The following is a 20,396-nucleotide window of genomic DNA, read 5'->3' as shown; positions in this document are numbered from 1 at the left end:
AACCCTCAGAAGGAGGTGGTGAAGGAGGCGAAGTAAGCGCGCCCCGGCTCGTTGTAGGTGTTGGCGCCCGCGTCGCCAGCGTTGCCCTCACGATAAATGCGCTTGTCGAACAGGTTGTTCACCCCCAGGCGCACGCTGAAGTTCTTGTTGAACTCGTAGCCGGTGCTGATGCCCACCAGGGAGTAAGGGTCTACATCTTTCTGCGCACTGCTGTCGTAGGGCTGGTCGGTGCGCGGGTTGAGCGATGGTGCTTCCTGCTTGCCGTAATGGGTGGCATTGACCTGGAAGGAGAGCTGCTCGGTCGCGCGCCAGTCCAGCGACGTGTTGATGGTGTACTCCGGGATAATGCTCAGCGGCTCGCCGGTATCGCGGTTCTCCGACTCGATCATGTAAGTGACGTTGGTGTTCCAGTCGAGATTCGGTGCCAGGGCGACGAAGAGGTTGCCCTCGACCCCCTCGACCACCGCCTTGCCGGCGTTCTCCCATTGCTGCACACGACGACCGTTGGCCAGGAGGAAGGCGAAATCGTTGCTGCCGACGATCTTGTTCTTGTAATCGTTGCGGAAGTAGGTCGCGCTGGTCCGCCAGGCCCCTTTGTCCAGCGCCAGGCCGATTTCCTTGTTCACGCTGATTTCCGGTTCCAGGTCCGGGTTACCAACCAGGTAGCAGCCGCCGCTGTTGGTTTCGTTGGCGTTGCAGCCGTTGCCGCGGCTGTAGAGCAGATAGTTGGGATTGGACTGGTAGAGGTTCGGCGTCTTGTAGGCGCGGGCGATACCGCCTTTGAGGGTCAGCTCGTCGGTCAGTTGGTGCGACGCGTTCAGGCTGGGGCTCCAGTTGGGGCCGAAGTCCTGGTGATTGTCGTAGCGCAGGCCCGGCGTGACGATGGTGTCCGCCCCCAGCTCGATATTGTCCTCGGCATAAAAGGCGTAGCTGTAGGCCGAGGTCTTGGTGCTGTTGCGGTCGAAGCCTGCCAGGCTCGGCACGCCGCTGGTGCCGGGGTCGAAGCTCTGCGCGCGCATGGAGCCCGGGTCATTGAGGGTCTCGTAGAGGTACTCGGTGCCCAGCGTCAGCACCTGCTCCAGACCGAAGCTCAGTGGCAGGTTCACTTCGGCGTTGGCGCGGGTGTTGCGCAGGCGCGAGGTGAAATCGCCAGCGCCTTCGCTGGGCGCGCCCTCAGGTCCGCCGGCCAGGCCCTCGTTGAGGCGCCAGTTGCGGGTGTAGTCATAGCTGAGGGACGCCGTCGAAGTGCCCCAATCGAAGTCACCGGAATGGGTCAGCGCATAGCTGGTGCGCTGCAGGACGTTGGTTTCCTTGCCGATCAGGCTGCTGATGAAGTCCGGGTTGCCGCCGGCGTTGTTGTTCATGGTGTCGCCGGTATAGATGTTGCCCTGGCGGCTGTAGCTGGCTTCCAGGTCAAGGGTCTGCTCCGGCGTCAGCTGCCAACTGAGCAGGCCGTTGACGTCCTTGTTGCGAACCCCCTCACGTCCGGCGACGACCGAATCATCGCTTGCCTGGTGAGCGGCATTGATGTCGGCATCGTCGGCGTCGGTCTTGCTCACGCCACCGTACACACGGAAGGACAGGGCATCGGTAAGCGGACCGTTGAGGCTGAAGTTAGTGCGTTTGCTCATGCCTTCGGCGTCGTCCTCGGGCAGCGAGGTGAAGGCGGTGACCGAGCCGCCAAGCTTGTCCGTCGGACGTTTGGTGATGATGTTGATCACGCCCCCCATGGCGCCCGAGCCATAACGGGCTGCCGCCGGGCCGCGGAGAATCTCGATGCGTTCGACCTGCTCGGCCGGTACCCAGTTGGTTTCGCCGCGTGTGTCGCGGTCACCGTTCCAGCCGTAACGCACTGCGTTGCGCGAGGTGGAGGGTTTACCGTCGATGAGGATCAGGGTGTTCTCCGGCCCCATTCCGCGCAGGTCGATCTGGCGATTGTTACCACGGCTGCCGCTGGTGCTGTTTCCCGTGAGGTTGACGCCCGGCTCGCGACGGATGATCTCGGACAGGTCGTTCACCGGCGGACGCTTCTCGATGTCCTCGGCGGTGATGATGGACACACCCGGTGCCTGCTTCAGCTCCTCTTCGGCAGTGCCTATCACGCGGGTTTCTTCCAGCTCCATGGCCTGGCGGGTACCGGGAACCGGCAGGTCAGTGGACTCCACCGGCACTTCGTCACCCTCGAGTTCCAGAGTGGCGGAGAAGCCGAGGCCAGGCGCGGACATCGCCAGCAGGGCCAGGGTCAGGTGGCTGAGTTTGAAACGCGGTTGCATGCTCCATCTCCTTGACGCGGGTGAACCCGGGCCGAAGGAAACGGCGCCCTGTACATGGCGACACGTCGAGCTAAAGGATCAGATGGCGAATGCGCCCTGCCTGGCCGGAACTAACCGGCCTGCCCCGCTGTCGGCTCGGGAATTGGCGCAAATGCTATTTATTCCTATTTGAGAGTAAATCTAATTTACAAAGTATACGTTTGCAGCCGCAGGTTCATGCGCAGACCGGTGCCTGTGTTTTCCGCCCAGAGTTCGCCGCCCTGAAGGCGCACCATGCTTCGGGCGATGGACAGCCCCAGTCCGAAGCCATCGCCGCCTGGCCTTTCAGCCGCCAGTCGGGTGAAGGGCATGAAGATGGTTTCCAGCTGACTGTCAGCGACTCCGGGGCCTTCATCATCGACCCAGAGATGCCAGCGTCCCCCGTCCTGACGGCCTCCCAGGCGCACATGGCCAGACTCCGGCGAGTGACGGATGGCGTTGCGCAGAATGTTCTCCAAGGCCTGGGCCAGGCCGTTGAGATGACCGCGCACACGGCACTCCGGCCCCAGTTCGCAAGGCATGCGAGCTACATCCCAACCCGCTTCGAAAGATGCGTTTTCCCGCAGCACCTCCCAGAGGGAGGCCACCTCCACCTCCTCCAGCGGCAACTCGGGACGATCCGTGTCCAGCCAGACCAATTCGAGGGTGTCGTTGACCAGGCTCTCCATGCTGCGCACCTCGCGCTCCAGGCGCTGGCGAAGTGCTTCGATGTCGTCGGCGCCTTCGCTGGCGACACGCAGGCGACTGAGGGGGGTACGCAGTTCATGGGACAGGTCACGTAGCAACTGGCGCTGGAAGGCGACCGTGTTTTCCAGGCGTCCGGCCATATGGTCGAAGGCGCGTCCCAACTCGCCCAGCTCGTCCTGCCGGGCACTGACTGCCCGGGCGACACGCGTGCCCAGGCGGTCTCCGCGCAGGGCGTTGGCCTGCTCGCGCAGATGAGTCAGGGGTGAAATCAGCACGCGGTAGAGCAGCACGCAGAGCAGCAAGGCCAGCGCACCAGGCACCAGGCCATGGATTACCAGTTGCCAGGCCATGCCGAAACCACTGGGCAGGAAGCGCTCGGGCAGCTGAATCACTAACTGGCCGGCGTGCGGATTGCCCGGAAAAGGCAAGCTCACGGTCGGCAATCCGACCGCACGCTTGCTCATGGGCCAGTCGATCCGCCGCATGAAGGTCAGGTGGGTACGCTCCTCGACGCTCAAGGGGCGACTGCCAAGGGACTGCAGGTCGCTGCCGATCACCGCTACCCAACTCGACTCGCGGGTCGCCATGTCCGCGACCCAGGCATCGACCCCCCCGGCACCTCCACGCATCCAGGCCGTTTCCGCCTCATGGGCATAGGCCGTGAGCTGCTCGCGGGCCGCTTGCGTCAGGCGGTAGCTGCGTAGCTCCACATAAGCACTCCAGGACCGACTGAGCCAAAGCACCAACAGGCAGAAAGCCACCAGCAGAACCGCCAGCTTCCAGAACAGCGAGTGGCGCCCCGGCAGCTTCATGATGGCTGACGCGTCAACAGATAACCCTTGCCCCAGACCGTTTCCAACCGCCCGGCGCTGTACCCGACGGCCTGCAGCTTGCGGCGAATATGGCTGACGTGCATGTCCAGCACGCGGTCATGCTGGGAGAAGGCGCGGTGCAGCACCTGCTGGTAGAGGAAGGGTTTGCTCAACACCTCCTCTGCATTGCGCGAAAGCAGATCGAGCAGCCGGTACTCGGTGGGGGTCAGTCCCGCCCACTGCTCACCCAGGCGAACGTCATTGCGGTTATCGACGAAATCCAGTTGCGGGTCCTGGTTGGGTTCCACCGTCGCTTCCGCCCGCTCGTAGGCAACGCGGCGCAGCACGGCTTCAATGCGCACCTCCATCTCGCCCATGCTGAAGGGCTTGGGCAGATAGTCGTCCGCGCCCTGGCTGAAACCGGCGATGCGATCCTGTTCGGCGCCCAGGGCGGACATCAGGATCACCGGTACCTTGCGTTCGCGGCGCAAGTGGGCGAGCGCATCCAGGCCGTTGCAGCCTGGCAGCAGGATGTCCATGAGGATCAGGTCGAAGTCCTCCTCGCGGGCCAGCCCCAGGCCCTCCTTGCCGTCGTGGCGGAGCGTGACATCGAAGCCACGACCACGCAGGTGGTCGTGCAAATGGGCTGCCAGCAGGGAGTCGTCCTCGATGGCAAGGATGCGAGCGGGGGCACGGGGTGTGACCTGCATGAAAATAACCTGCAAATGCGAAATATTAGCGTATGCGAATTCTGACAAAACTGACGGAGGATTCCCACCCGATGAGTCGCTACACTGCGCGGAAAGCGCATTGGGAGGAGTGGCGTGTACAAGGATCTGGGCATCAAGGGCCGTGTGCTCATGCTGACGCTGCTGCCAACCAGCCTGCTGGCGCTGGTACTGGGCGGCTATTTCACCTGGGTGCAGCAGGCCGACATGCAAGCCCAGCTACTTCAACGCGGCCAGATGATCGCCGAGCACCTGGCGCCACTCGCCGCGCCCGCCCTGATCCGAGGCGATGCCATGCTGCTGGAGCGGATTGCCGACCACGCACTGGACCAGGCCGATGTGCGCTCGGTGAGCTTCATCGGCGTCGACCACAAGCGCCTCGCCCACGCCGGGCCGCGCATGCTCAACGAGAGTCCTGACGGCGAGGGCGACAACCTCGCCCTGAAGAGCAACACCGATGCCACGCGCTTCCTGCAGCCCGTGTTCGAGCGTCACCGGGTGCTGTCCGGCGACAACGCACCGCTGCCCAGCGACAACCTGCTGGGCTGGGTGGAACTGGAGATGTCCCACCAGGGCACATTGCTGCGTGGCTATCGCAGCCTGCTCGCCAGCCTCCTGCTGATCACCACCGGCCTGGGCGTCACCGCCCTGCTGGCCTTGCGTATGAGCCGAGCCATCAACGACCCGCTGCGGCGCATCAAACAGGGCGTCGCACTGCTGAAGGAAGGCCGCCTGGAAACCCGCCTGCCGCCCCTGGGCAGCCATGAGCTGGATGAGCTGGCCTCAGGCATCAACCGCATGGCCGAAGCCTTGCAGACCGCACAGGAAGAGTTGCAGCACAACATCGACCAGGCCACCGAGGACGTTCGCCAGAACCTCGAGACCATCGAGATCCAGAACATCGAACTGGACCTGGCGCGCAAGGAGGCCCTGGAGGCAAGCCGCATCAAGTCCGAGTTCCTCGCCAACATGAGCCACGAAATCCGCACCCCTCTCAATGGCATCCTCGGATTCACCAACCTGCTGAAGAAAAGCGACCTCACCTCGCGTCAGCAGGACTACCTGAACACCATCGAAAAATCCGCCGACAGCCTGCTGGACATCATCAACGAGGTGCTCGATTTCTCGAAGATCGAGGCCGGCAAGCTGGTCCTGGAGAACATCCCGTTCAATCTCCGCGATCTGGTCCAGGACACCCTGACCATCCTCGCCCCGGCCGCTCACGAGAAGCGCCTGGAGCTGGTCAGCCTGGTCTACCGCGACACCCCGCTGCAGCTGATGGGTGACCCGATGCGCCTCAAGCAGGTGCTGACCAACCTGGTCAGCAACGCCATCAAATTCACCCGCGAAGGCACCATCGCTGTGCGCGCCATGCTCGAGGACGACAGCGACGACGAACTGGCGCAACTTCGCATCAGCGTGCAGGACACCGGTATCGGCCTCACCGACTCGGACTTGCGCGCCCTGTTCCAGGCCTTCACTCAGGCCGACAACTCCCTGTCCCGCCAGGCCGGCGGTACCGGCCTTGGCCTGGTGATCTCCAAGCGGCTGATCGAGCAGATGGGCGGTGAGATCGGTGTCAGCAGTACGCCGGGCGTGGGTTCGGAGTTCTGGATCACCCTCAGCCTGCCCAAATCCACGGACGAGATCGACGACGCCACCCTGCACAGTCTCGACGGTCGCCGTGTGGCGGTGCTCGAACCCCAGGAGCTGACCCGCCAATCGCTGCACCACCAGTTGGAAGATTGCGGCCTGGAGGTGCTGGACTACCCCAGCATCGACACCCTGGTCGACGATGTCGCCGCGCGCCGCCTGAGCAACCGCCCCATCGGCCTCGCCGTGATCGGCGCGGATGTCCAGACGCTCTCGCCAGAGCAGCTCAGCCAACGGGCCTGGGAACTGGAGCAGCTCGGCTGCAAGAGTCTGGTGCTCTGCCCCACCACCGAGCAGGCGCTTTATCACCGAGCCCTGCCCGAAGCCCATAGCCAGTTGCAGGCCAAACCGGCATGCACCCTCAAGCTGCAACAGGCCCTGAGCGGTCTGGTCAGCCCGCGTCCCCCGCGCATCGACCGGCCGCAGCCGAACAACAGCCGCGCGCCAAGGCTGCTTTGCGTTGACGACAACCCGGCCAACCTCCTGCTGGTGCAGACCCTGCTGACCGACATGGGTGCTGAGGTCCGAGCTGTCGACAGCGGTTTCGCCGCCGTGGAAGCGGTGCAGCGCGAGCGCTTCGACCTGGTACTGATGGACGTGCAGATGCCCGGCATGGACGGCACCCAAGCCACCGAAGCGATTCGCCGCTGGGAGAGCGAGCAACGCATCGATCCGGTGCCCATCGTCGCCCTGACCGCTCATGCCCTGACCAATGAAAAGCGTGCCCTGCTCCAGGGCGGCATGGATGACTACTTGACCAAACCCATTGGCGAACGCCAATTGGCCCAGGTGGTGCTCAAGTGGAGTGGCCTCAGCCTCGGCAGTCAGCCGACGCAACGCCAGGGCAGGGAAAGCCATTACGACAACGGCCTGGAGGTACTGGATCCGGAGGAAGGGCTGCGCCTGGCGGCCGGCAAGGCCGATCTGGCAGCAGACATGCTGTCCATGCTGCTGGCTTCCCTCGACGCCGATCGCGAAGCCATCCAACTGGCCGCCCGCAGTGGCGACCGTACCAGCCTTCTGGAGCGGGTCCACCGCCTGCACGGAGCAACCCGTTACTGCGGCGTGCCGCAACTGCGCGCCGCCTGCCAGCGCAGCGAAACGCTGCTCAAGCACAACGACCCGGCTGCCCCGCAGGCCCTTGAAGAACTGGATGCGGCCATCGCCCGCCTGGCCGAGGTTGCACGACTGGAGGCTTGACCCGGGACACGTGCAATGGCCACCCGCCAGCTATGCTGCTGAACAATCAAGGAGACCCCATGCGCACCATTCTGTTCAGCAGCCAGGCCTATGACCGCGAAAGCTTCCTCGGCGCCTGCCCCCATTTCGAACTGCACTTCCAGCAGGCGCGGCTGACGCTCGACACCACAACCCTGGCCAACGGGTTCGACGCGGTCTGCGCCTTCATCAACGACGACCTCTCCGCTCCAGTGCTGGAACGCCTGGCCAACGGCGGTACACGTCTCATCGCGCTGCGTTCGGCCGGCTACAACCACGTGGACCTGGTGGCCGCCAAACGCCTCGGCCTGACGGTAGTGCGGGTACCTGCCTACTCTCCCCACGCCGTCGCCGAGCATGCAGTGGCGCTGCTCCTGGCCCTCAATCGACGCCTGCACCGCGCCTACAACCGTACCCGCGAAGGCGACTTCACCCTTCACGGACTGACCGGCTTCGACCTGGTGGGCAAGACCGTCGGCGTCATTGGTACCGGCCAGATAGGGGCCACCTTTGCCCGCATCATGGCCGGCTTCGGCTGCGGCTTGCTGGCCTTCGACCCGCAGCACAATTCCAGCGTCGAGGCCCTTGGGGCCATCTACGTCGACCTACAGGAACTGCTCGCCAACAGCGACATCATCAGCCTGCACTGCCCGCTCAACGACGCCACCCGCCACCTGGTGAACGCCCAGAGTCTGGAGCAGATGAAACGCGGCGCCATGCTGATCAACACCGGGCGCGGTGCCCTGGTCGATACCCCGGCGCTGATCGACGCGCTGAAGTCCGGCCAGCTCGGCTACCTCGGCCTGGATGTCTATGAAGAAGAAGCCAACCTGTTCTTCGAAGACCGATCCGACCTGCCTCTGCAGGATGACGTGCTCGCGCGGCTGCTCACGTTCCCCAACGTGATTGTCACCGCCCACCAGGCCTTCCTCACCCGCGAAGCCCTGTCCGCCATCGCCCGCACCACCCTGGACAACATCACTGCATGGGCCGCCGGGCGACCGTGCAATCAGGTGGACGCCTAGGCCGTGTTAGGATGCGCGGCGCTTCCGGAGGACCTATGGCCGAACACGATTTCCGATACAACCTGCTCAACCCCGCCCACACCCTGAACGAATGCCGCGCCCTCTCACCGGGCCTCTACCAGGTCACAGGTACTGGCGGTTCGATCCAGGCCGGCGACACCCTGCTGGTGACCCTCAAGGGCAGCCGTGACCTCAGCATGCGCCTGTCCGTGGACAAGGTCCGCCACCTGATCAACCCGCCCGGCCAATGGCTGGCGGTAGCCAAGGGCCCGGTCTTCAAGGAACTTTCGATTCACAACTGGCATGTGGACTGCGACGCCTGCGGCGCACGCCTGGACTTCGAGTTCGCCGTCGACGGCGGCCTTGGCAAACAGGCCCAGGCACCGGCCGCCGAAGCGCGCATTGCCGAGCTGGGCTGGCGCAGCCACGCCGGCAAGCACTACTGCCCGAACTGTCATCAGGAGGACGCTAAATGACCAAGAAAGCCCTGCTGCTGGCCGCACTGGCCGCTACCCTCGCCGGTTGCGCGACCGATCGCCCGCAGCTGAAGACCGGCACGACATACCAGGTGGAATGGATCGGCGAACGTCCGCTGATCGACCGTAGCCACCTGACCATCACCCTGGGCGAAGACAACCGCGCCTACGGCAATGCCGGCTGTAACCACTGGTTCGCGTCTTATACCCTGGAAGGCGGCAAACTGACCTTCGGCGCCGCCGGCAGCACCCGCAAGATGTGCGCCCCCGCGCTGATGGAGCAAGAACAGCGCTTCCTCGACGCCCTGGGCAAGGTACAGCGCTGGGACATTTCCTCCATCGATCAACTGCGCCTGTGGCCAGCCGAAGGCAAGCCGATCCGGCTGTGGCCGGTAGAAGGCTGATCGCCTTCTGCCGCTCCGTCCTTTCCATGTCGGGGTGAATTCATTCGCCAAGGGCAGCAACGCTGCCCCTCGCAGCGTCGAAGGGCAGACCTTCGGCCTGCTTGGCGAATGAATTCGCCCCTACAGAACAGCAGGTCGCGCATCAGAACAGGTTCAGCTGCTCGTGCGCACCGCGCAGGTCCTGCAACCTCACGCCCACGCCGATCAAACGCACCGGCTTGTCACCCCGGGCAAACGCCGCACTGAGCAACTGCCGATAGCTGTCCAGGTCACGCCTGGCACCAGCCTGCTCCAGAGTCGTCTGGGTGAAGTCATGGAACTTCAGCTTCACGAAGGGTTTGTCCGGCTTGTAGGTGCTGTCCAGTCGCGCCATGCGTCCACGCAACTCGTCCAGCAAGGCCGGCAGCCGCTCCAGGCAGGCGTCCAGGTTGGGTAGATCCTTGTCGTAGGTGTTCTCCACACTGATGGACTGCCGCCGGTTATCGACCTGCACGATACGATCATCCTGACCCCGCGCCAGGCTGTAGAGCCGCTCGCCGAAGCTTCCAAACTCCCGCGCCAGCGCCAGCTTGTTCCAATCCCGCAGGTCTGCGCAGGTGCGCACGCCAAGGCGCGCCAGCTTCTCCGCGGTCACCTTGCCTACCCCGTGCAACATGTTCACCGGCAGCGCCGCAACGAACTCATCCACCTGATCCGGCTTCACCACGTAGAGGCCGTCAGGCTTGCGCCAGTCACTGGCGATCTTGGCGATGAACTTGTTCGGCGCGACGCCGGCCGACACCGTGATGTGCAGCTCCGCCGCCACCCGTCGGCGAATTTCCTGGGCGATGCGCGTGGCGCTGCCGTTGAAATGCGGGCTGTCGGAGACGTCCAGGTAGGCCTCGTCCAGAGACAGCGGCTCGATGATCTCCGTGTAGTCACGGAAAATCTGGTGGATCTGTCGCGAGACACCTTTATAGACGTCCATCCGCGGCCGGACGATGGTCAGGTCCGGACACAGCTTGACCGCCGTACGCATCGGCATCGCAGAGCGCACCCCGTAGGCGCGCGCGTCGTAATTGCAGGTCGCCACAACCCCGCGCTTGTCCGGAGAGCCGCCAACTGCCAGGGGTTTTCCCGCCAACGCGGGGTCATCGCGCATCTCGATGGCGGCATAGAAGCAGTCGCAGTCAATGTGGATGATCTTTCGTTGCGGCATGAGGGTCAGTGGCGCGGGCGCGATTCCGGTAGCGGGCGATGATACCGCAGCCAGCCCGCTCCCCAGGTGCTCTAGCGCACTGGTGTGAGCCGCCCGAAAAGCCTCCCGGATTGCTAAATATTTGAGGGAAAAAGAATTTTTCTGCGAAACCGTTTGACAGCCCCCTGCAGAAATGTAGAATGGCGACCGCGGGATGGAGCAGTCTGGTAGCTCGTCGGGCTCATAACCCGAAGGTCGTTGGTTCAAATCCAGCTCCCGCAACCAGTTTCAAGAAAGGCCACTCTTCGGAGTGGCCTTTTTCGTTTGGGTTGAATTAAGTATTTGATTTAAATGAAAGAAATCGTTTGACAGTCCTCTCCAGAACTGTAGAATTGCCGGCGCGGGATGGAGCAGTCTGGTAGCTCGTCGGGCTCATAACCCGAAGGTCGTTGGTTCAAATCCAGCTCCCGCAACCAGTTTCAAGAAAGGCCACTCTTCGGAGTGGCCTTTTTCTTTTCCCCTCCCCCTGCTCCGTCTGTCCAGGCTGCTCGTCAGTCTCCCGTCCGGCAAGACCTCGACCTCTATACTTGAAGCGCACCCATCCACTCGGTGGAGGTTGGTCATGCCTGCCTATTGCGCTTCCAGCGAGGAAGTTGAATACCTGAACCGCGCACTGCGCACCTTGAGCGGCTGCAACCGCGCTCTGTTGCGCGCCGAAGAGCCGTGCTTCCTGTTCCAGGAAATCTGCCGGGTCGTAGTAGAGGAAGGCGGCTACCGCATGGCCTGGGTCGGCCGCGCTGAGCATGATGAAGCGCAGTCGGTCACACCCCTGGCCCACGTCGGACTCGATAGGGCCTATGTGGATTCCCTCAACATCACCTGGGCCGACCGTGAGCGCGGACACGGCACCACCGGCACGGCCATCCGCACCGGCGCCCCGACCATCACGCGCAATATCCTCACCGACCCCAGGCTCAGCCCATGGCGGGAAAGCGCCATCACCCACGGCATTGCCTCGGTCCTGTCTCTGCCCCTGCGGGTGGACGGCCAGGTTTTCGGTGCTCTGGCGATCTGCGCCAAGGAGCCGGATGCCTTCGGCGAGCGGGAACTGGAACTGCTCAGCGAGGCCGCCGACGACCTCGCTTTCGGACTCCAGGCCTTGCGCGGCAAAGCCAAGCGTCGACAGGCCGAGCTCCAGGTGGACGCCCTCAATCGTGCCCTGGCCACCCGCGTGGCGGTCAACCATGCGGTGATCCACGCCAACGATGAAACACCGCTGCTGGCGGAGATATGCCGGGTGCTGGTAGACGAGTGCGGCTATCGCCAGGCCTGGGTCGACTACCGTCAGGACGATCCGGCACGCCCTTATAAAGTGATGGCCTGCAACGCTGCCAATGGCATCTGCCAGGGCTGGGGTGCGGGCGGCCATGACGACGGTTTTCACAGCCAGTTGGAAACCGCCCTGCAGGCCGGCGACCCGCTGGTGATGCGTGACCTGCTCAACGACCCTGCCGCCGCGCTGCACCAGGAAGCTCGCGAGTACGGTTTCGCCGCGGCGCTGGCATTGCCCCTGCGGGTCGAAGAATGCCTCATCGGCATGCTGGTGATCATGGCGGCCCACGCCGACGCCTTCGATGAGACGGAAGTGGAATTGCTGCTGGCCATGGCCAATGACCTGGGCTTTGGCATCACCACCCTGCGTACCCGCGCCCGCGCCATGGAAGCCGAAGCGACGATCCGCAGGATGGCCTATGAAGACACCCTGACCGGTCTGCCCAATCGCGTGCGCCTGCGCGAGTTGCTGGATACCGCCATCGTCAACGCTCGCCAGGAACGTCGCCCCTTTGGCCTGCTGCAGCTGGAGATCGCGCGCAACCAGGAAATCAACGAAACCCTCGGCTACCGCGAAGGCGATCGCCTGCAGATCGAGATCGCCTCCCGTCTCAAACAGGTAGTGGGTGCAGAACGCATCGTGGCGCGAATGGGTGAGTGCGAGTTCGCCGTACTCATGCCCAATAGCGGCGCCGAGCAGGCGTCGCAACTGGCCAAGCAGATACTCACGGCGCTGTACGACCCGGTGGAACTGTCTGGCCTCTATCTGGAAGCACGGGCCAGCATCGGCATTGCGCTCTACCCCGGCCATGGCACGGCGCCGGAGGCGTTGATCCGCCGTTCTGGCAGCGCCATGGAACAGGCCAAGCGCTCCAACGCCGGCTTCGCAGTGTTCCAGGGCGGACTCGATCAGGAATGTGCCCAGCACCTGACGCTGATGGGCGACCTGCGCCGCGCCATCGATCGCAACGAACTGCTGCTCTACTACCAACCCAAAGTCGAAATCGCCAGCAACCGCGTTTGCGGCACCGAAGCCCTGGTGCGCTGGCGCCACCCGCAGCACGGCATGCTGCCGCCGGACGAGTTCGTGCGCCTGGCGGAAAACACCGGGCTGATCACTCCGCTGACGCTCTGGGTGCTGGATACCGCCCTGGGCCAACGCTATGCCTGGCATGAAGAGGGCGATGAACGACCGATCTCAGTCAACCTGTCGGCCCACGACCTGCGTGACCCCCGGCTTCTGGAGCGTATCCAGGGTTCCTTCGCCACCTGGGGCGCCAAGCCTCACTGGATCGAGTTCGAACTGACCGAAAGCGCACTGATGGAAGACCCGGTGGCGTCGCTGCAGACCCTGTCCGCACTCAAGGAGCTGGATGCGCACCTGACCATTGATGACTTCGGCACCGGCTACTCGTCCCTCGCCTACCTGCAGAAGCTGCCGGTGGACTCGCTGAAGATCGACCAGTCCTTCGTCAGCCGCATGACCAGCAACGACGGCTCGGCGAAGATTGTTCGCTCTATCATCGAACTGGCCCACAACCTCGACCTGACCGTGGTGGCCGAGGGAGTGGAAGACCAATTGACCCTCAACCAGCTCGGCCAGTACGGCTGCGACATTGCCCAGGGCTACAAGATCAGTCAGCCGATACCCGCCGATCAGTTCCGCGATTGGGAGACCCGCTCGGTCTGGCACTGACCGGCGCGGGCCCCTGGCCGCGACAAATTGCCGCCCGCTGCTTCCGCACGCCACGCCCCCACCCTTGCATCCCCCCCCCCGCACTCTCCTAGACTTTGCGATACACCCGGCTATTTCTCGCACTTCACTGCAGCCATGCCGGCGAAGAAAAAGCTCTGCCAGACACTTGGAACTTGCTGTCGGCGCCCACACTCAATGGCGCACATTGCCTAGAGGTGCTCAATGCGCGCCAACACCCCGCCAGTGGAACGCCCGGCCAACGGTCAACTCAACGAAGAACCAGCCCCGCTGCGCTGGCTCGATAGCCTCACAGCCTACAGACAGTGGATCGTCATCGCCTTCACCCTGCTGGTCTTCGTGCTCGGCTTACTGGCCTGCTGGCACCTGCTGCGAGAACTGGACCCCAATGCCCTGCGCGCCGCCGTCCACGACGTTCCCGGCACCAGCCTGCTGTTGGCGCTGGCGGCCACTTCCGTCAGCTTCATGGCCTATGTCGGTTACGAGTGGTCCGGCTGCCGCTTCGCTGGCGTGCACCTGCCGTTGCAGCGCATGGCCCTCGGCAGCTTCTGCGCCTCGGGCATTGGTAACGCGGTCGGCCTGTCGATGCTCACGGGCGGCTCGGTACGTTTCCGTCTCTACGGCCGCGACAAACTGGGTGCCGGCGATATCGCCCGCATTACCCTGTTCGCCAGCCTCGCGCTGGGCTCAGCCCTCCCGCCGCTGGCTGCCCTGGCCGCGCTGAGCGCCCCGGCCGCGGCTTCCCTGGCCCTGGGCCTGCCGGAAAGCCTGGTGATCAGCCTGGCCCTGGCTGTGCTGCTGGCCGGTGCCGGGCTGATCTTCTGGATTTCCCGCCAGCGCGCGCCGGCCCCCCCCGTGCCTGGCTGCATCGATCTCCGCCTGGGCAATCGCAGCGTGCGCCTACCCGGCCTGCGCTTGTCGGCGGTGCAGCTGCTGATCACGGTGGTGGATGTCTGCGCCGCCGCCTGCGTGCTCTATGTCCTGCTACCGGAAGCGCCGCCGCTCGGCGCCTTCCTGCTGGTCTACATGCTCGCCCTGGCAGCCGGAGTGCTCAGCCACGTACCGGGCGGCGTCGGCGTGTTCGAGGCCGTGCTGCTGGCCGCCTTTGCCGGCCAGTTGGGCGCAGCGCCACTGGCGGCCGCCTTGGTGCTCTACCGCCTGATCTATGTCGGTCTGCCGCTGGTACTGGCCTGCCTGTTGCTGCTGGCCAGCGAGGCACAGCGTCTGTTCCCCGCTGGCCGCCAGGCCCTGCGCGCCGCCTCCGGCCTGGCCGCGCCGGTGCTGTCGCTGTTGGTGTTCCTGTCCGGCGTGGTGCTGCTGTTTTCTGGAGTTACCCCGGCGGCCGACACCCGCCTGGAACACCTGAGCTTCCTGATTCCCCATCGCCTGATCGACGCCTCACACCTGGCAGCAAGCCTCATCGGCGTGCTCTGCCTGCTGCTGGCCCACGGCTTGCGCCATCGCCTGTCGGCAGCCTGGGCGCTGACGGTAGTGCTCCTGCTGGCTGGCGCCGGGCTGTCACTTCTCAAGGGGTTCGATTGGGAGGAAGCCAGTCTCCTGACCATGACGGCCGTGCTGCTGGCCATCTTTCGCGCCGCTTTCTACCGCCCCAGCCGCCTGCTGGAAGTGCCCTTCTCGCCGCTTAACCTCGCCGCCAGTGCCTGCGTATTGCTCGCCGCCCTCTGGTTGATGTTCTTCGCTTTCCAAAACGTACCCTACAGCCATGAGCTCTGGTGGCAGTTCGAGGTGGACGGCGACGCCCCTCGCGCCCTGCGAGCCTCCCTGGCCAGCGGCCTGCTGCTAGCGGGCATCGCCCTGGCCTGGCTGTTGCGCCCGATGCCACCGACCATTCACGAACCCACAAAAGAGGAGCTGCTGCACGCCGTCGAGGTCATCCGCAACTCCGACCAACCCGATGGCGGCCTAGTGCTGACGGGGGACAAAGCGCTGCTCTTCCATCCGGAGGGGGACGCCTTCCTCATGTACGCCCGCCGCGGCCGCAGCCTGGTGGCGCTGTTCGATCCCATTGGTCCGTCCTGCCGACGCGCCGAGCTGATCTGGCAGTTCCGCGACCTCTGCGACCACCATCATGCGCGGCCGGTGTTCTACCAGGTGCGCGCGGAGAACCTGCCCTACTACATGGATATCGGTCTGTCCGCGCTGAAGCTGGGCGAGGAAGCCCGGGTCGACCTTCCCCGATTCGACCTCGACGCCAAGAACAAGGCCATGAAGGACCTGCGCTACACCCTCAGCCGTGGCCAGCGCGACGGCCTCGGCCTGCAGATCTACGATGCCGGGACTGCGCCCCTGGATCAGTTGAGGGCCATCTCCCAAGCCTGGATGCAAGGCAAACAGGCACGGGAGAAAGGCTTTTCCCTCGGTCGCTTCGACCCCGACTACCTGAACCACTTTCGCATCGCCACCATCGAGTTCGAGGGCAAGCCGGTGGCTTTTGCCAATCTGCTGGAAACCGAGGGAAATACCCTGTCCAGCATTGACCTGATGCGTGTTCATCCGCACGCCCCGAAGCTCACCATGGAGTTCCTCATGCTCAGCCTGCTGCTGCACTACAAGGAGCGCGGCCATGCCCGCTTCAGCCTGGGCATGGTGCCCCTGGCCGGACTGCAGCCGCGCCGTGGAGCCCCCCTGACCCAACGCCTTGGCGCCCTGGTATTCCGGCGTGGCGAGCAGTTCTATAACTTCCAGGGCCTGCGCCGCTTCAAGGAGAAGTTCCAGCCCGACTGGGAGCCGCGCTACATGGCCGTGCCCGCAGGCCTCGACCCGCTGGTGGCGCTGGCCGATACCGCTGCCCTGATCGCCGGCGGCTTCACCGGCCTGGTCAAACGCTGAGGTACGCATGCTCAAACGCAACTGGCGACGCCTGCTGCTGATCCTGATCCTCGCCCTGGTGGGCGCGGCCCTGCTGGTCTGGAGCCGCCCTGCCCCCCAGGCCAGGTTGGACCATCTGAACCTGCCTGACGGCAGTGCCATGATCCTGGCCAATCCCTCGGGGGCCGTGCAGCACCGCGTGCTGTTGGTGACCAGCGACAACCAGCGTCTGGCGGATGCCGATTTGCTGAGCCTGGCCCGCAGCAACAACGCGCGACTTCTACAACTTGACCTGCCGACCAAGGATTGCGCGGCGCAGCAGCAGCGCTTGCAGCAATCCCGCGAAATCCTTGGCGGCGAGCCCACCCTGGTGGCCGGCATCGGCCCGGGAGCCACCTTCGCCTGGCGCTGGCTGGCCGGACAGTTCGACGACACGGCCCAGGCCCTGTCCATCGACTTCAGCCTGGCGACCCCCGACTGCCCCGCCGGCCTGCCGCAGAAGGCCGCCCACGGCCACTGGCTGGCCGCCTGGAACGACAACCCGGACTCCCCCAGCGCCGCCTTCGCCCGCAACCAGGCCAACGCCGAAACCCTGATCAGCGACTACGACACCAGCCTGGTTGAGTTGCTCCTGCAACGCGTGCAGAGCCTGTTGCAGGGCCAGGGCGAGCCATTACCTGTGGTGGAAGTACCGGCCGCCAAGCCTGCCGAAACCGTCACCCTGTTCTATTCCGGCGATGGCGGCTGGCGTGACCTGGACCGTGCGGTGGCCGATGAGATGGCCAAGCGCAACTACCCGGTGGTGGGCTTCGACTCCCTGCGCTACTTCTGGCAGCACAAGAGTCCCTTGCAGGGCGCCGCCGATCTCAGCCGGCTGATGAAGCAATACCGTGAAAAGTGGGGAGCCAAGCGCTTCGTGCTGGCCGGCTACTCCTTCGGCGCTGACGTGCTGCCGGCCTTCTACAACCGCCTGCCCAAGGCCGACCAGGACCAGGTGGACGCCATCTTGCTGCTGGCCCTGGCGCGCAGCGGCAGTTTCGAGATCGAAGTGCAGGGTTGGCTCGGCAAAGCTGGCCAGGAAGCCGCCACCGGGCCGGAACTGGCCAGACTGCCAGCCTCCAAGGTGCTCTGCGTGTTTGGCAAGGAAGAAGCCATCGAAAGTGGCTGCACACAACCGGGCGCCATCGGGGAAAACCTCGAGCTGCCCGGAGGCCACCATTACGACGAGAACTACCCGGCATTGGCGGAGAAACTGCTGGCTGCCGTCGAGAAGCGGCAGAAACCACTGGCCAAGGATTGACCCAGATTCAGATTCGCTTAAGACAAAGGGGCTATCCTCCGCTCCGTTTTGAATATCGAGAAAGAGGTACCGTGATGAGTCTCAAGAACGCACCTTCCCGCTACGGGAACCTATCGATCGCCCTGCACTGGCTGATGCTGGTACTGATCGCAGCCGTCTATGCCTGCATTGAACTGAAGGGCAACTTTCCCAAAGGCAGCGAAACCCGCGAACTACTGAAGCAGTGGCACTTCATGCTCGGCATGGCGGTGTTCTTCCTGGTCTGGCTGCGCCTGATCGGGCGGATGATTTCCCCCGCGCCAGCCATACAACCCGCGCCGACGAGCTGGCAGAACGCCCTCGCGAAACTGATGCACCTGGCACTCTACGCCCTGATGATCGGCGCGCCCCTGGCCGGTTGGCTGATCCTCAGCGCAGCGGGCAAGCCCACTCCGTTCTTCGGCCTTGAACTGCCGGCACTGATCGGCCCGAACAAGGAGCTGGCCGGGCAGATCAAGGAACTCCACGAACTGGCGGGCACTGCCGGCTACTGGCTGATCGGCCTGCACGCGGTGGCGGCGCTGTTCCACCACTATGTGAGCCAGGACAATACCCTGGTGCGGATGCTGCCGCGTAAGGGCTGATCGCCACATTCCTCAGGGTGCGCCGCGTGGCGCACCCGACTCTCCATTCCCCGCCTTCAAATCTCCACCTGCGTCCCCAACTCGATCACCCGGTTCAGCGGCAGATTGAAGTACCTCAAGTTACTGTTGGCGTTCTTCAGCAAGAACGCGAACAAGGCCTCGCGCCAGCGCGCCATGCCGATGCGTTTGGTGGGGATCACCGTTTCCCGACTGAGGAACCAGGTGGTGCTCATCGGGCTGAAATCCAGCTCGTTGAGGTGACAAAGCCTCAGCGCCGCTGGCACGTCCGGTTCTTCGATAAAGCCGAAGTGCAGGATTACCCGGAAGAAGCCATCGCCATAGGCGTCTACCTCGAAACGCCGGTCTGCCGCCACCCGAGGCGTGTCCTCGCTCACCACGGTGAGCAGCACGACCTGCTCGTGCAGTACCTGGTTATGCAACAGATTGTGCAGCAAGGCATGGGGCACCGCGTCTGTCCGCGCAGTAAGGAACACGGCAGTGCCCTGCACCCGATGCGGAGGCTGCGTACGGATGCTGCTGATGAACAACGGCAACGGCAGCGCGGTTTCGTCCAGGCGCTCGACCACGATCTGCTTGCCACGCTTCCAGGTAGTCATCAGGATGAACAGCGCGACGCCGGCGACCACCGGGAACGCCCCTCCCTGGAAGATCTTCGGCACGTTGGCAGCGAAGAACAGGCTGTCGACGAAGAGGAAGCCCAGCAGTACGGGCACGGCCAGCCACCAGGACGTTCTCCACAGCAGCAGCATCACCACCGACACCAGCAGGGTGGTGATCAGCATGGTGCCGGTCACCGCCACGCCGTAGGCCGAGGCCAGCGCCCCCGACGACTCGAAGCCCAGCACCAGCAATACCACGCCCACCATGAGCGCCCAGTTCACCGCACCGATGTAGATTTGCCCCTGCTCCTGCTGCGAGGTGTGCTGGACGAACATGCGCGGTATGTAACCGAGTTGCATGGCCTGATGCGTCAGTGAGAAGGCCCCGGAAATCACTGCCTGGGAGGCGATCACGGTGGCCAGGGTGGCCAGCCCGACCATGGGCAGCAGCGCCCAGCCCGGTGCCAACAGATAGAAAGGGTTACGGGCTGCGGCAGGGTCGGCAAGGATCATCGCCCCCTGACCGAAGTAGTTCAGCACCAGCCCCGGCAACACCAGGAAGAACCAGGCGCGAGCAATGGGTTTGCGGCCAAAGTGGCCCATGTCGGCATAGAGCGCTTCGGCACCGGTCAGGGCCAGCACCACGGCCCCGAGGATGGCAACGCCGATGCCCGGATGGACAACAAAAAAATGTACGCACCACCAGGGATTGAGCGCTTTAAGCACTTCCGGCTGCTGGACGATGCCATAGATCCCCAGGGCACCGAGCACACTGAACCAAAGCACCATGATCGGCCCGAAGAGGGTACCGATCCGCGCGGTGCCGTGCTTCTGGATCAGGAACAGGCCCACCAGCACGATCAGCGACAAGGGCACGACCCACTGCTTCAGGCCGTCGAACGCGATTTCCAGCCCCTCGATGGCCGAAAGCACCGAAATCGCCGGAGTAATCATGCTGTCGCCATAGAACAGCGCGGTCCCGCACAAGCCGAGCAGCAACACGGCTGCATTCAATCGGGGGTACGACCTGGCGGCGCGCTGGGCCAGGGCCGTCAGGGCCATGGCGCCGCCTTCCCCGTCGTTGTCCGCGCGCAAGATGAACAGCACGTACTTGATCGACACCACCCAAATCAGCGACCAGAAGATCAGCGATAGAATGCCCAGAACCCCATCGTGATTGATCTGGACGCCGTACTGGGCGGAGAAGACTTCCTTGAGGGTGTACAACGGGCTGGTGCCGATATCGCCGTAGACCACACCGGCGGCGGCCACCAGCAAACCGAACCCTGAAGCCGTATGTCCGGCTTGCTGCTCGGCGGGTTGCGTGATGCCATCGCTCATCTAAACCTTCCTGCTGATGACAGTTGAAACGCATCGTTGGGGCAGCTCATCCGGCGAACATGGGCGTCCCGCCCCGCCGACGCCGGATTCCCAAAGGCTAGCTGCGAAATGACGGCACGTGAGGGTAGAAATGACCGACGCCTGC

Annotated in this window: 13 protein-coding genes and 2 tRNA genes; 10 read left to right on the top strand and 5 right to left on the bottom strand. The window is 64.2% G+C overall.

Annotated elements, in window-relative coordinates:
• Positions 1–5 precede the first annotated feature (5 nt).
• From AAHM40_RS01890 to AAHM40_RS01880, 3 genes are all read right to left on the bottom strand, one after another.
• Positions 6–2,273, bottom strand: a complete 2,268-nt coding sequence (locus AAHM40_RS01890; protein WP_342243179.1) for a TonB-dependent siderophore receptor — start codon at positions 2,271–2,273, stop codon at positions 6–8.
• Positions 2,274–2,458: 185 nt separating this feature from the next.
• Positions 2,459–3,811 (bottom strand): sensor histidine kinase, encoded by a 1,353-nt coding sequence (locus AAHM40_RS01885; RefSeq protein WP_342243178.1) that lies wholly within the window; start codon positions 3,809–3,811, stop codon positions 2,459–2,461.
• Positions 3,808–4,521 carry a response regulator transcription factor gene (locus tag AAHM40_RS01880; RefSeq protein ID WP_342243177.1) on the bottom strand — a complete coding sequence of 238 codons (714 nt, stop codon included), beginning with the start codon at positions 4,519–4,521 and terminating at the stop codon, positions 3,808–3,810. Before AAHM40_RS01880 ends, AAHM40_RS01885 begins: the two co-directional genes overlap by 4 nt.
• 114 nt (positions 4,522–4,635) lie before the next feature.
• On the opposite strand from AAHM40_RS01880, the gene AAHM40_RS01875 reads away from it, so the two are divergent.
• From AAHM40_RS01875 to AAHM40_RS01860, 4 genes are read left to right on the top strand one after another with little or no spacing between them, the layout of a single operon-like run.
• The gene (locus AAHM40_RS01875; protein ID WP_342243176.1) at positions 4,636–7,392 is read left to right on the top strand and encodes an ATP-binding protein; all 2,757 of its coding nucleotides are present in this window, start codon (positions 4,636–4,638) and stop codon (positions 7,390–7,392) included.
• Positions 7,393–7,451: 59 nt separating this feature from the next.
• A complete protein-coding gene (locus AAHM40_RS01870; protein ID WP_342243175.1) occupies positions 7,452–8,435 on the top strand; it encodes a 2-hydroxyacid dehydrogenase in 984 nt (327 codons plus the stop codon).
• Between the two features lie 35 nt (positions 8,436–8,470).
• Entirely contained in the window at positions 8,471–8,911 is a 441-nt protein-coding gene (locus tag AAHM40_RS01865) for a hypothetical protein (protein WP_342243174.1), read from the top strand.
• Complete coding sequence (locus AAHM40_RS01860) at positions 8,908–9,315, top strand: META domain-containing protein (RefSeq protein WP_342243173.1); 408 nt, start codon at positions 8,908–8,910, stop codon at positions 9,313–9,315. The genes AAHM40_RS01865 and AAHM40_RS01860 overlap by 4 nt, the downstream gene beginning before the upstream one ends.
• Before the next feature lie 142 nt (positions 9,316–9,457).
• On the opposite strand, the gene dinB is transcribed toward AAHM40_RS01860, so the two are convergent.
• Positions 9,458–10,513, bottom strand: coding sequence for a DNA polymerase IV (gene dinB, locus AAHM40_RS01855; RefSeq protein ID WP_342243172.1), 1,056 nt, complete (start codon positions 10,511–10,513; stop codon positions 9,458–9,460).
• A 187-nt stretch (positions 10,514–10,700) separates the two neighbouring features.
• Here dinB and AAHM40_RS01850 point away from each other — a divergent pair.
• From AAHM40_RS01850 to AAHM40_RS01825, 6 genes are all read left to right on the top strand, one after another.
• Positions 10,701–10,777 (top strand) — tRNA-Met (locus AAHM40_RS01850).
• A gap of 114 nt (positions 10,778–10,891) precedes the next feature.
• Positions 10,892–10,968, top strand: a tRNA-Met gene (locus AAHM40_RS01845).
• 146 nt (positions 10,969–11,114) lie between these two features.
• The gene (locus AAHM40_RS01840) at positions 11,115–13,520 is read left to right on the top strand and encodes a bifunctional diguanylate cyclase/phosphodiesterase (protein WP_342243171.1); all 2,406 of its coding nucleotides are present in this window, start codon (positions 11,115–11,117) and stop codon (positions 13,518–13,520) included.
• Positions 13,521–13,742: 222 nt separating this feature from the next.
• Entirely contained in the window at positions 13,743–16,388 is a 2,646-nt protein-coding gene (gene mprF / locus AAHM40_RS01835; RefSeq protein ID WP_446731524.1) for a bifunctional lysylphosphatidylglycerol flippase/synthetase MprF, read from the top strand.
• A gap of 7 nt (positions 16,389–16,395) precedes the next feature.
• Positions 16,396–17,667: a virulence factor family protein gene (locus AAHM40_RS01830; RefSeq protein ID WP_342243170.1), complete on the top strand. Its 1,272-nt coding sequence runs from the start codon at positions 16,396–16,398 to the stop codon at positions 17,665–17,667.
• A 74-nt stretch (positions 17,668–17,741) separates the two neighbouring features.
• Positions 17,742–18,290, top strand: coding sequence for a cytochrome b (locus tag AAHM40_RS01825; protein ID WP_342243169.1), 549 nt, complete (start codon positions 17,742–17,744; stop codon positions 18,288–18,290).
• Positions 18,291–18,346: 56 nt separating this feature from the next.
• On the opposite strand, the gene AAHM40_RS01820 is transcribed toward AAHM40_RS01825, so the two are convergent.
• Positions 18,347–20,251 (bottom strand): potassium transporter Kup, encoded by a 1,905-nt coding sequence (locus AAHM40_RS01820; protein ID WP_342243168.1) that lies wholly within the window; start codon positions 20,249–20,251, stop codon positions 18,347–18,349.
• Positions 20,252–20,396: the final 145 nt, after the last annotated feature.

The sequence above is a fragment of the Pseudomonas sp. OTU5201 genome, assembly GCF_038440135.1.
In the GTDB taxonomy this organism is placed as follows: domain Bacteria; phylum Pseudomonadota; class Gammaproteobacteria; order Pseudomonadales; family Pseudomonadaceae; genus Metapseudomonas; species Metapseudomonas resinovorans.
This window is presented reverse-complemented; position numbering and strand designations above follow the sequence as displayed.

Coding starts and splice junctions, on each gene's coding strand:
- AAHM40_RS01890 (WP_342243179.1), bottom strand. CDS start 2,273: ATGCAACCGCGTTTCAAACTCAGCCACCTGACCCTGGCCCTGCTGGCG.
- AAHM40_RS01885 (WP_342243178.1), bottom strand. CDS start 3,811: ATGAAGCTGCCGGGGCGCCACTCGCTGTTCTGGAAGCTGGCGGTTCTG.
- AAHM40_RS01880 (WP_342243177.1), bottom strand. CDS start 4,521: ATGCAGGTCACACCCCGTGCCCCCGCTCGCATCCTTGCCATCGAGGAC.
- AAHM40_RS01870 (WP_342243175.1), top strand. CDS start 7,452: ATGCGCACCATTCTGTTCAGCAGCCAGGCCTATGACCGCGAAAGCTTC.
- AAHM40_RS01865 (WP_342243174.1), top strand. CDS start 8,471: ATGGCCGAACACGATTTCCGATACAACCTGCTCAACCCCGCCCACACC.
- AAHM40_RS01860 (WP_342243173.1), top strand. CDS start 8,908: ATGACCAAGAAAGCCCTGCTGCTGGCCGCACTGGCCGCTACCCTCGCC.
- dinB (WP_342243172.1), bottom strand. CDS start 10,513: ATGCCGCAACGAAAGATCATCCACATTGACTGCGACTGCTTCTATGCC.
- AAHM40_RS01840 (WP_342243171.1), top strand. CDS start 11,115: ATGCCTGCCTATTGCGCTTCCAGCGAGGAAGTTGAATACCTGAACCGC.
- mprF (WP_446731524.1), top strand. CDS start 13,743: ATGCGCGCCAACACCCCGCCAGTGGAACGCCCGGCCAACGGTCAACTC.
- AAHM40_RS01830 (WP_342243170.1), top strand. CDS start 16,396: ATGCTCAAACGCAACTGGCGACGCCTGCTGCTGATCCTGATCCTCGCC.
- AAHM40_RS01825 (WP_342243169.1), top strand. CDS start 17,742: ATGAGTCTCAAGAACGCACCTTCCCGCTACGGGAACCTATCGATCGCC.
- AAHM40_RS01820 (WP_342243168.1), bottom strand. CDS start 20,251: ATGAGCGATGGCATCACGCAACCCGCCGAGCAGCAAGCCGGACATACG.